The organism is Streptomyces sp. NPDC027663 (assembly GCF_055566415.1).
Window position 1 is genome coordinate 94,858 of record NZ_JBVHSK010000021.1, and the last position, 11,580, is coordinate 106,437.

Consider the following 11,580-nt stretch of genomic DNA (forward strand, 5'->3'; position numbering starts at 1 on the left):
ATCCGGGACTGTACCTTGCCAAAGCCGGTGTCGGTTTGCTTGACTGCCATCGATTTCATTCTGTGCAATCGGTTGGAGGGTCTGTGATCAAGCAGCTCCGGGACTGGGTTGGTGCCCAGGACCTGGATGGTGAGCTGGCGGACTGGATCTCCCAGCCGAGCGTGAGCCGGACCGGCGAGGGCATGGCCGAGGCCGCGGCCCACGGGCTTCGGCTGTTAAGGGCTTCGGGCCTGCAGGCGCGCGAAGTCGAGACCGGTGGCTGGCCCGCGCTGATGGGGACGGCGGACGGGCCCGGGCCGCACGTGCTGATCTACGGTCACTACGACGTGCAGCCGGCCGGGCCGCTCGAACTGTGGACGACGCCGCCGTTCGCGCCGTCGATCCGTGACGGCCGGATGTATGGGCGTGGCACGGGCGACAACAAGGGGCAGCATCTCGCGCAACTGCTGGGGCTGCGTGCCCTGCAGGACCTGACAGGCGGATTTCCCTGCCGTGTCACGGTGTTGCTCGACGGCGAGGAGGAGATCGGCAGCCCCAACCTGGCCGCGGCCGTACGCCAGGTCGATCAGCCTGATCTGGTGATCTGGAGCGACGGGCCCGTGCACGACTCGGGCCGGGCGTGTGTGGTCCTCGGCGTGCGCGGAATCCTGATGTTCGAACTGCGCGCGCGAGGCGCCAACCGGCCGTTGCACTCAGGAAACTGGGGCGGGGTCGCGCCGAATCCGGCGTGGACGTTGGTGCAGCTGCTGGCCACCATGCGGTCGGCGGACGGGACCGTGACCGTGCCCGGCTTCGCCGACGATGTCGCGCCGCTGACCGACGGTCAGCGTGCCGCGCTGGAGGAACTTCCGGTGGACGTGGCCGGAACGCTCGAAGCGATCGGGGCGGCCGGCATGGAGCCGCCGGCCGGGCTGGGATTCCACAATCGCCTGGCCATGCCCACGCTGACCGTGAACTCGTTGAGCTGCGAGGATTCCGGCGACCACCGCGCGGTGATCCCTGACGTCGCCGTTGCCCGATGCGAGGCCCGGTTGGTCGGCGGCCAGACACCGGACCAGGTCGCCGACGCCATCCGGCGGCACGTCGAGAGGTACGCCCCCGAAGTCGAGTTCGTGCCTGGCGCGGCCATGGCACCGTCCACCACATTGCCCGAGACCCCTTATACGGCAACGATTCTCCAGGCGGTCGAGGACGTGGATGCGCTCGGGCAACGGCCGCTGCTGATTCCCTCGCTCGGCGGAAGCCTGCCGATGGCCGTGCTCAGCGATGGGCTCTCATGCCCCTGTTACGGCGTGCCGCTGGCCAACGCAGACGAGGCCAACCACGCAGCCGACGAGAATCTCGACCTTGACCGGTTCCGCCATGGAATCGTCGCCGCGGCGACGATCCAGCTCGCATTGGCGGCGCACTCATGACCGTCTGGGGCGCTTGGCCCGCGAAGGAGGGCTTCGCGTACGTCAGCGACGAGTCCGGCCGGCCGCAGCCGTGGTTCCAGACCTGGGCAGGAGAGCGCCGGATGTTCCCGATCGACGGTGCGGTCACCCGGCTGGCGTGGCGGCCCGACGAGACACGCCTGCTTGTCGTGGCGGACGTGACGGGCGGCCAGGACTACCGGCTGGCCGAACTCGATCCGGTCACCGGCGAGGTGGAGTGGATAGCGGCCGAACCCGGTGTCAGGCGCGAGATAGGCGTGCCGTATTCCAGCGGGAGCCAGCCGTACAGCCCGGACGGCCGACTGCTCGCATACGCGACCAGCGCGCGCGACGTCACCTGCCTCGACGTCTACGTGCGGGACCTGACGACCGGTGCGTCCAGCATGGTCATGGAGGGCGACGACCGGTACGTGCCGATATGTTTCTCGCCGGACTCCAGGTACCTGCTCATCCTGAAATTCCATCAGAACACCGACCAGGATCTGTTCGCCTGTGATCTCGAGACCGGCCGCACTCGGCACCTCACCCCGCACGAGGGCCCGGCGAAGTACCAGCCGGGCGGGTGGACCGAGGACGGGATCTACTTGTGTACCACCGAGGGCCGTGACTTCCTCGGTGTCGCTCTGCTCGTTCCCGGCCGGCCGCTGGAGTGGATCGCCACGCCGGATGCCGATGTGGAGAACGTGATCGTGGGTCCGCAGGTCGTCTGGGCCTTACCCAAGGACCAGCGCACGATGCTGTGCACACCGCAGACCACAGTCGAACTGCCCGGATTCGCCTCCCAACCGTTCGGATACGACGGCTTCGTGCCGCGGTTCGCCGGAGACCGTCTGCTCGCGCAGGTCGGAGCCAGCGACCGGGCGACCGAGTTCTTCCTGGTGGACCTGGCATCCGGCGAGTCACACCGGCTCACCGACTTCAGCGGCGGGCTGCCGGACGACCTCGTCGTGCCGGAAACGGTCTGGTTCACCGGAGCGGACGGGCCGGAGATATCCGGGCTGCTGTACCGCCCGCGTTCGACGGCCGGCCCCGTCCCCGCGGTGCTGACCATCCACGGCGGTCCGGAGTGGGCCGCGCTGCCGGTCCACGACCCCTTGATCCAGCGGTTGGTGCGAGCTGGAATCGCCGTGCTGGCGCCGAACGTGCGCGGATCGACCGGACGGGGGCTGGCCTACCAGCGGCTGATCTATCGGGACTGGGGAAGCGGCGACCTGGCCGACTTCGAAGCCGCCGCATGCTTTCTGCGAAGCCTGGACTGGGTGGACGGCGATCGGCTCGGTGTCCACGGGATGTCCTACGGCGGGTTCGCGGCACTCAGCTGCCTGACGAGGCTGCCGCGCCACTGGCGGGCCGGTGTCGCGATCTGCGGGCCGGCGGACCTCGAAATGGACGTCCGGGCCCTGCCGCCGACGTGGAGCCGGCGGGTCGTGGAGTGGATCGGGGACGTCGACGACCCGGAGGATCTGGCAAGGCTGAAGGCGGCGAGTCCCCTGACCCATGCGGCGGACATCCGGGCGCCGCTGCTGCTGGCACATGCGGAAGGCGACACCACAGTCGTCATCAACGGCACAGAGCAGCTGTACGAGACGCTGACCGAACTGGGCAAGACCGTGCGGTTCATCCGCCTTTCCCGCGGTCATCTTCCGGACGACCGAGATGAACGGGACGAACTCGACGCCGCTGTCGTGCAGTGGTTCCGCGATCACCTCGAACCGTGCTCGAATGGCGCGAAAGCGGCTGCCCAACACCGATAGCCAGAGTGCGCGAACCTCAGCGGAGGCTTCGTTCCCGCGGGAGCGGCGGAGCGAAGAGACCGGTGACCCGGAAACCCCTTTGTGCACAGTCAAGCGCGGCGCCGCCGAACGGACCAGTATCTCGGCCTTCTCGATTTTCGGATCCGTCACGAGCGCGGACACCGCACCCGGCGCGAACAACCGATCCGCTTTCTCGGTCACCCCTACCGAAGGCAAACCCATGAGACACGGCACAAGCACCGAACCAGCCACCTCCGGCACCTACCCGACCGGCAGGAGCACGACCGCCCGGGCGCTGTCGATCGCCACCGGCCCGTCCTACGCCCTGCGTCACTGACCAGCACCCGAAAAACCCAGAAGGGACGGCATGAAATGCCTCCTGCAGTCGCCGGCGCCGTGGCGCCACCCCGCCGACGCCTCGGCTTAATCCTGGCACTGCTGGCTTTTGCCCAGTGCATCTACGCTCTTGACTACAGCATCGTCTTCGTAGCACTGCCCGAGATCCGTACCGGCATCGGCTTCTCCGCCCAGACCCTGCAGTGGGTCGTCAGCGCCTACGCCGTCGCCTTCGGCGGCTTCCTGCTGCTCGGCGGCCGCGCGGCAGACCTGTTCGGACGCCGCCGGATGTTCACCTTCGGCCTGTTCCTGTACGCGGTCTCCTCGCTTGCCGGAGGGCTGGCGGGCGACCCGACGACCTTGATCATCGCGCGTGCGGTGCAGGGTATCGGCGGCGCCTTCCTCGCCCCCTCCACGCTTTCACTGGTCACCACGACCTTCGCCGAAGGCCCTGAGCGCAACCGCGCACTGGCGATCTGGGGCGGTGCCGGTGGTAGCGGCATGATCCTCGGCTCGCTGCTCGGCGGCGTGCTGACGGGCGCGTTCGGCTGGGAATCGATCTTCTTCGCCAACGTCCCGCTCGCCGGTGGCGCCATGCTGCTCGCGTTCGCCATCATCCCGAAGGACACCGACCAGAAGACCTCCGGGCGCAAGTTCGACCTGCCCGGTGCGCTGACCGCGACCGTCGGTTCGACGCTGCTGGTGTTCACCCTCGTCCAGGGACCGGTGTCGGGCTGGACTTCGCCGACGATCCTGATCACTGCGGCCATCGCGGTGGCCGTGCTCGCCGCGTTCATCGTCATCGAGGGCCGCGGCCGCGACCCGCTGTTGCCGCTTCGCCTGTTCCGTAACCGCAACCTGAGCACCGGTACCGTCGTCACCTTCATCTTCATGGGGACGTTCGGTGCGCTGCCCTACTTCTACACCGTCTACTTCCAGACCGTGCACGGCTACTCCGCGACGAAGAGCGGTATCGCCTTCCTCCTGCCGTGTGTAGGGGTGCTCATCGGCAACCTGTCCGGCGGGAAACTGGCCACCCGCTTCGGGGTGCGTGCCACGCTGGTCGGCGCGCTCCTCATGGGTGTCGCCGGTACCGTGGCCTTCGCCTTGTCCGTCTCGCCGACCGGTTCGTACCTGGAGCTGGTGCCAGGTGTGCTCATCCTCAGCCTCGGTCAGGGCACCGTGTTCACCGCGATGTACGCGGCGGCGACCACCGGGGTCGCGGCAGAGGAGCAGGGCATCGCCTCGGGTGTCGCCTCGACCGGCCAGCAGGTCGGTGCCGCGGTCGGCCTCGCCGTTCTGGTGGCGGTCGCCAACTCCGGTCACGAAGGACTGACCGGTGAGGCGCTGCGCGTCGCCACCGCCGACGGTGTGCGCTCCGCCATGTGGGCCACCGTGGCCGGCATCGTGCTGATCGTGCTGGCCGCGCTGAACTTCAGGCGAAACCCGGCGGCTCCGGCTGCCGAAGAGCCCGAGAGGCAGGACGGCGTCACGTCACCCGTCTGACCGTCTGACATGAATAAGTAAAAGATGATTCCACTTCGTGTTCACCGCGCACGGGTGGAATCATCTTTTTCTCATCCGGAGCCGCTCGCCCCCATGAATGCTCGGCGAAAGGTCGACGGACACGTAATCACTGAGACTTTTGCACAACCCCGCTGTCCGCAGCGCCTGTTCACCACCGCTGTCACGCCGTGCTCACCGACAGCCCGTTCGGCTCGGCCGGCACCGAGTCCGAGCCAAGAGACCGGTCACCCGCGAGGCACACCAGGCGCCCCCTTCCACAAACTGACGGACACGGGCGAACCCCACCCCGCACCCCGACCTCCCGAAAGCACACAGACCGCACCACCCCAAAGCCCGCACCGCAAACACCCCCAGATACCCGAAAGAGAAGGAGGCGCAACCCCAGTGCACCGGATCGTGAACGTGGTCGGTGTCGGCGGTTCGAGCCGGCCCGGATCAACCGCCGAGCAGGCCCTGCGGACGGTACTGGACGCGGCGCAACAACGCGGCGCATCAGTACAACTGATCAGCGGCCCCTCACTGGCCATGCCGCTGTACGACCCCCGGCACGGCGCCACCGCACCGCAGGCCCGACGGCTCCTGTCCGCCATAGCCGGCGCCGACGGCCTCGTACTTGCCAGCCCCGCCTACCACGGCGGGATCTCCGGCCTGGTGAAGAACGCCCTGGACCACGTCGAGGAACTCCGCGAGGACACACGGCCCTACTTCAGCGAACGGGCCGTCGGATGCGTGGCGGTCGCCCACGGCTGGCAGGGCGCCGTCTCCACACTGGCCGCCCTGCGCGACGTGACCCACGCGCTGCGCGGCTGGCCCACACCGCTGGGCGCCGCGATCAACACCTCGGCAGCACGCTTCTCACCCGCCGGAGCCTGCAAGGACACCCACGTCCAAGGACAGCTGGAGGAAATAGCGGCGCAAGTCGTCGAGTTCGCCACGATGCGCGTCCTCGCCACATCCGGGACGGAAAGCGCCCGGTGACCGTTGCCACCAGCACACCACGTCTCCTCCGACTCCGACGCGGGGCACGATGCCGAGCGGCCCGAGAGGGAAGCGCTCGCGAAGCGGCGGCCCCAGCGCCACAGGCCCGTACACGACGGGAAGAGCAGCTACGACGACAGGACCCGGACGACGGCTGCCACCACCGACGCCTCCCCTCTCAGTCGCCGTGGAACGCCAAGCACCACGGCCGAGCCTAGGTCGTCACCGGCGGTTCCGCCCGCGAGACGCAGGTGCTGTTCTTCACCGAGACGAAGCCCGCGAGCGGGCCACCACCGGCAAGAAGGCCGCCGACGGCCCGAAGCCCGCGGCCCTCCCGACGCAGGCCGGTCCGGTGCAGCTGCAGAAGCCGCCCACGTCCGTCGCGCAGCCCGCCGCCGCGTCTGCGGACTTCCTCGCCGACGCCTGGAGTACCACGGCGACCACGGCCGTGCCCGGTCGGCCCCGGATCCGGCCGCCGACCGCGACTTCATCGCCAACGCCTGGATCTTCAAGCCCCCGGCCGCCGGCCCGGCCGACACCACCCCGGCGACGCCGCCGACGACACCGATGGAGGACGACCAGGCGGTGGAGCCGCGCGAGGCCGCCGAACACCACCTGCCGGACATCACCCTCGCCGCGCTGCGCTACGCCCGCGCCGACGACCGTACGTTCCCCGGCCCGGTCGACAAGCGCGACGCCGAACTCCTCTACCGCGTCGGCGGCCTCAAGAAGTGGGCCCGCAACCGGCCCCGCGCCGCGCCCGGGACCACGGACCCCGGCTGACCGCCCCGGCCCGCCCGGCGGCCGCGAACCGGGACCTGTCCGGTCCGGCCGACACGATCCCCGCAGCCCTGGACAACACCCGGTTCACCAGGCACAGCGCAGAAAGAGGAACACCGAGGACGCTGTCGAGTTCAGGGAACGGTGCAGACGACCACGGCCCGCAGTGACTGTGGCGCGGTGCCGGTGTTCTTGCCGTAGACGAGCCAGCTGGTGCCGCCGGGGAAGGAGTCGGTGATGTAGACGTCGTAGCTGGTGGTCCTGCCGCCGCCTCCGGTGGGCACCTGACCGGCCGGGCAGGTCACCAGTGCAACGTTTCCTTCTCCGGGTTGGATGGTTTGGGGGGCGCCCTCGTACTGGCCGTGCGGGGCCAGCCGTGTGGGCTGCGGCTTGGCGGTGTCGTCGGTACCGCCGTCGTGGACGGTGGCGGCGGCGGTGGTGGCAGTGCTGACTACGGCTGTGGCGGCCAGAATGACAGCTGTTGCAGCGGTACGCGTGCGCATGGAGGTTTCCTCTCGCGACGGCAGCCGCGATCAGCGGCGGCACGCCCCTTGCATTCCCCGGCCACAGGTATGTCGCCGCACGCCGTACTTCCAACCGATGCACAGCTTCACCCGCGAGGGGCAACGGGAAGGCATCAGGGCAGGGCCCCGCAGCCGCGTCTCGACGCGTCGGGTTCAGCCGCAGTCAGCACCCACGACAGCCAAGCCCTGCAGGCCCTCGTGCAAGGCATCCCGCCGATCCGCTCACCCCGCGGGCCCCGACCCCGACGCCCGGCCAAGCCGCACTCGGACAAGGGCTACGACTACCTCTACCTGCGGCGATGGTTACGCACGCGCGGCATCATCCCTCGTATTGCTCGCCGCGGCATCGAGAACTCCACACACCTGGGCCGACACCGCTGGGTCGTCGAACGCACCATCGCCTGGCTCACCGGCTGCCGGCGCCTGCACCGTCGCTATGAGCGCAAGCCCGACCACTTCCTGGCCTTCACCGCGCTGGCAGCTGCCCTCAGTGCTGTCTCCGCTTGCGGTTCTTCCGCGGCCGAGAGCCTCGTTCAGGTCTGTCGCCGACCACACCGGGACGATCGGCGCACCGACGCCGGCGGCGCACACCACCGCCTCGCCGTCCAGGATCACGCCGGCGGCAGGCGCATGGCAGCCACGGCCGGGTCCCTGCACCTACCTGGCTGTCCAGGACAAGGTTCGGACAAGGCGCCGACCAGCCCGGACAGCCCCGCGCCTGTCCGGGACACCCGATTGCACTGGGCTGCTGCCCCGGAATCCACAAGCCTGTTCCCCGTCCAAGCGCTCACACCACAGCGCACGGCTCACACACGGAGGCATCAGTGGAGAAGTCGACTTCGGCGTCGCGGATCCGAAAGGCCGGCATCGGGGTGACCCTGGCCGCCGCGGCCACCGTCGCCTTTGCGGGTACGGCGCAGGCGGCCAGTGTGTACGGCGAGACCACCAACGGCTGCGCGGATGCAGGCGGCACCTACAGCTACTCCTGGACCGGCAATGCACAGGGGCGTGACACCTACAACGCCTACTTCGACATCACCGTCAGGGACAAGTGCCCGGGCGACGGCTGGGCAGGCGGCCTGTACCTGAGCTACTGGAAGTACCAGAACGGCCAGTGGACCTGGACCTCACACCAGCGGGTCAAGGTCAACGGAACGTACAGCACCCCGCTGTCCAACGTGGACGGCGTACAGATCAACGTGTGCAACTACTACCCGGAGAGGGCCCCCTCGGGCTGCAGCCGCGTCTGGTGACACCTCCTTCTACCGGGCTGTGAGTCGTACAGCCCGGTAGTGACCGGTCCTCACGACGTTCGAGGCACCTTCCGGCCCGTTCACTGCCGCCGTGTTGCCGGCCCGACGCTCGACCCGGTCCGGCCCGCGCCGCAACCTTCGTGCGGCGGAGGTGTTCGGTGCCTGCCGGCACCCCGCCGGACGGGCGATCACCACGGCCGACGCAGGAGGACGGGCGTGACCAACGACCACACCCTGGACCCGTCAGGCGTGTGCACAGAAGAAGGAGCGAAAATATGCGGACTCGACACGTCCTTGTCGGCGTCCTTACCGGAACCGCTCTCGCGCTCGGCTCCATGGCTGTTCCAGCCCAGGCAGCACCCGCCGCGGGCGGGACCGCACCCGCGTGCATCAAGCGCGACGTGGACTACACCAGCCAAGGTTTCTGGGTGTTCCTCGAGAACACCTGCTCCAAAGCCATGTCCATTCAGGTCATTGTGAACAACGGTCCCAACGGACCGTGTTCTCGCCTGGGGAAGGGCGACACCGCAGCGCTGTTCCTCTACAAGGGCACATACGCGCGTACGGCCGTCTGCTGACACGCGCCCGCACGATTCGGGAGCTCGGCCGGCGGACCGTGCACCATCGCAGGCCGATCTCCCGTCCGCGCACCGTATCCGCGACGCTTGTCGTTTCCGACAGCCCACTCGGACCCACCGGCCAACACCGGCTCCCGCGGCAAGCCCTGCTCAGCCGCCCCGGAACAGACCGAGCAGTTCTTCCTGGCCGCCGTCAAAGCCGGCCCCGTCTCCGCGCCTGCTCCAGGCCTTGCGCGGTTCAGGATCATCCGCCGCAGGACGTTCGCTGGGCGCAGGCCGGCCGAACGAGGCCCTCTGCAGCCCGGAGTGAGTGGAAACCCCGACCGGTTCGGTCGTTTGACGTCGTGCAGTGCGCTTCATGCTGTGTGACATGGTCTCTACCGGAATCAGCATGACGGGGAGGCGGTCGGGGCCAGTGCTCGATCGTGATCTGGGGGGCGTATGCCGCGTAGAGCCATCGTCGTCGGTGCTGGCATGGTCGGCCTGCTGTCCGCGGCAGCCTTGTCCGACGCTTCCGATGAGGTGACGGTGCTTGAACGAGACCTGCTTCCCGACGGCCCGGAACCGCGAAGAGGTGTGCCGCAGGGTCGGCATGCTCACATCCTCCTGACCAGTGGGCTGCTGGCCATCGAGAACCTCCTGCCCGGGCTGGGGCTTCGAGACCAAGTAGTTGCCGCAGGTGGTCGGGAGGCGTTCCTCACGTCCGGAGCGGTGATGCTCGGCCCGGCAGGACGGTTCCCGCGGTGGCGATACGACAGCCACCCGCTGCTCACGTGCAGCCGTGAGTTTCTCGACCGGAGCCTACGCAGTGCCATACGGCGTGATCCGCGCATCGAACTGCGCCATGGCCAGGCCACGGCCCTGCTCGGCACGGCGGACCGCGTCAGAGGGGTACGCGTTGCACAGGTGGGTGGAGCCGAGGAGGAGTGGCACGCGGATTTGGTCGTTGACGCCGGCGGACGAGGTTCACGCGTCATGCAGTGGCTCGAGCTGGGTGTATCGAGCGTCGTGGTGGTGAGCCGACCAGCGTGCCCGAAGATTTCGTCCGTTTCGCACGCAGCCTTCGTCATCCACTGGTGGGACAGCTCATCTCCGGCGCCCAGCCTCTGTCCGACGTGGCGCTCAGTCGCAGTACCCGGAACATCCGCCGGTACTTCGAGAAGTCCCGTACGTGGCCGGATGGCTTTGTGGTGCTGGGTGACGCCGTTGCGGCCTTCAACCCGGTCTACGGGAAGGGGATGTGTGTTGCCGCGGCAGGCGCCCTGGCCATGCGGAAGGAACTGGCCAGGGCCGAGCCATGCGGAAGGAACTGGCCAGGGCCGATATTGCCACGGCTGGTCTGGCTCGTAGCCTCCAGAGCGCTGTTGCGAAGGCAGTGGATGCGGCATGGGCCCTCAGCAGCTCCCAGGACCATTGGTTCGCGGATACGCTCGGTGGCAAGCCCACCTTCGCTGATCACCTGCTCAACCGCGAACGGGCACACGTCCGATCGGCACAACGGCCCAAGAGGTCGGCGCAGTGGTGTTTGAATCCGGAACCATTTGGACTGAGCAAAACTGGCGCGCTGTCCGCCACTCTCCGACGGCCGCACACTCGCGGCGGCGAACGGCCCCCTCACCGTGGAGTGGCCGTTCGGGCGATCAACCACCTGAAACAGTCTCGGGGCGGTTACCACTCGGTACGCACAAGCGAGGCTACGTCTTCCTCGGCACCGTCACGGCAGCAGCCCCTGCCGGCCGGCTCCGCATGTGATCGGTCGGACAGGTTTCGTGGTGACTGTCGAGCCAGCGGCGTGCCGCGAGGCTCAGCGGTGGCTCGTCCGGTTCGTCCATCGTTCCCTCCGCCACTGCCTCCGCCCATCGCCGCAGGACCTGCGAACGATGCGGTCCTGTCAGCACGGAGGTGCTGATGTCGTGCTCCCACGTCGTCGCGAAGCACAGGACGTTCCCGTCGAGCGAGAGCATGCGGAACTCGGGGCGGCAGGGTGCGCTGCCGAGTAGGCCGGCAGCACCCTTGCCCATGATGTCCCACTCACTCTGCAGCTCGACGCAGAACCACCGAGAGGGACGGTTCTCCGCGGGCCGGAGCGCGAGCAGGAATCTGCGGTCGCTCTCGGAGAAGAGCCCTCCATCGACCGACAGCCGGTACCAGTCGGCGTTGGCCTTCTCGAGCAGCCGCGGCTCCAGGACGTCGAGGACGGCCTCGACGCGCCCTTCCTCGCGAGGGCAGCTCGGTGCCTGGCCGGTGACGATGGGTGGAACGAGCCCTTCGGGCTCGGCCCACCCGTCCACGATTCGCAGGCCCGCGGCGGCGAGAGACTTCATGATCCCCATCATGCCGTCTCCGCCGATGAGCACATGGGGCAGGGCGGTGCTTGGCTTCGCCGTCCCAGGTCGGTGAGGGAGGCGAGCGTCTCG

Annotated in this window: 10 protein-coding genes and 1 pseudogene; 9 read left to right on the forward strand and 2 right to left on the reverse strand. The window is 68.6% G+C overall.

All coding sequences use genetic code 11. The annotated features are described in order from the left end of the window. Positions 1-83 precede the first annotated feature (83 nt). From ACZ4SF_RS34975 to ACZ4SF_RS34995, 5 genes are all read left to right on the forward strand, one after another. Positions 84-1,415: a M20/M25/M40 family metallo-hydrolase gene (locus tag ACZ4SF_RS34975; protein WP_468392557.1), complete on the forward strand. Its 1,332-nt coding sequence runs from the start codon at positions 84-86 to the stop codon at positions 1,413-1,415. Next, complete coding sequence (locus ACZ4SF_RS34980; protein WP_468392559.1) at positions 1,412-3,187, forward strand: S9 family peptidase; 1,776 nt, start codon at positions 1,412-1,414, stop codon at positions 3,185-3,187. Before ACZ4SF_RS34975 ends, ACZ4SF_RS34980 begins: the two co-directional genes overlap by 4 nt. Positions 3,188-3,559: 372 nt before the next feature. Beyond that, the gene (locus ACZ4SF_RS34985; RefSeq protein ID WP_468392561.1) at positions 3,560-5,029 is read left to right on the forward strand and encodes an MFS transporter; all 1,470 of its coding nucleotides are present in this window, start codon (positions 3,560-3,562) and stop codon (positions 5,027-5,029) included. Positions 5,030-5,434: 405 nt separating this feature from the next. Further along, positions 5,435-6,028, forward strand: a complete 594-nt coding sequence (locus tag ACZ4SF_RS34990) for an NADPH-dependent FMN reductase (protein WP_468392562.1) — start codon at positions 5,435-5,437, stop codon at positions 6,026-6,028. A 567-nt stretch (positions 6,029-6,595) separates the two neighbouring features. Beyond that, on the forward strand, positions 6,596-6,811 hold the full coding sequence (locus tag ACZ4SF_RS34995; protein WP_468392564.1) for a hypothetical protein: 216 nt from the start codon (positions 6,596-6,598) through the stop codon (positions 6,809-6,811). 131 nt (positions 6,812-6,942) lie between these two features. Here ACZ4SF_RS34995 and ACZ4SF_RS35000 read toward each other — a convergent pair whose 3' ends face one another. Next, a complete protein-coding gene (locus ACZ4SF_RS35000; RefSeq protein ID WP_468392566.1) occupies positions 6,943-7,311 on the reverse strand; it encodes a hypothetical protein in 369 nt (122 codons plus the stop codon). 186 nt (positions 7,312-7,497) lie between these two features. Between ACZ4SF_RS35000 and ACZ4SF_RS35005 the strand changes: the two are divergent. From ACZ4SF_RS35005 to ACZ4SF_RS35020, 4 genes and pseudogenes are all read left to right on the forward strand, one after another. After that, positions 7,498-7,821 (forward strand): annotated as a pseudogene (locus ACZ4SF_RS35005) (transposase); the annotation flags it as partial. 335 nt (positions 7,822-8,156) lie between these two features. Continuing rightward, a complete protein-coding gene (locus ACZ4SF_RS35010; protein WP_468392568.1) occupies positions 8,157-8,585 on the forward strand; it encodes a hypothetical protein in 429 nt (142 codons plus the stop codon). A gap of 275 nt (positions 8,586-8,860) precedes the next feature. Further along, on the forward strand, positions 8,861-9,163 hold the full coding sequence (locus tag ACZ4SF_RS35015; protein ID WP_468392570.1) for a hypothetical protein: 303 nt from the start codon (positions 8,861-8,863) through the stop codon (positions 9,161-9,163). A 474-nt stretch (positions 9,164-9,637) separates the two neighbouring features. Continuing rightward, complete coding sequence (locus ACZ4SF_RS35020; protein WP_468392572.1) at positions 9,638-10,513, forward strand: FAD-dependent oxidoreductase; 876 nt, start codon at positions 9,638-9,640, stop codon at positions 10,511-10,513. Positions 10,514-10,857: 344 nt separating this feature from the next. On the opposite strand, the gene ACZ4SF_RS35025 is transcribed toward ACZ4SF_RS35020, so the two are convergent. Further along, positions 10,858-11,487, reverse strand: coding sequence for a hypothetical protein (locus ACZ4SF_RS35025; protein ID WP_468392574.1), 630 nt, complete (start codon positions 11,485-11,487; stop codon positions 10,858-10,860). Between the last annotated feature and the right edge of the window lie 93 nt (positions 11,488-11,580).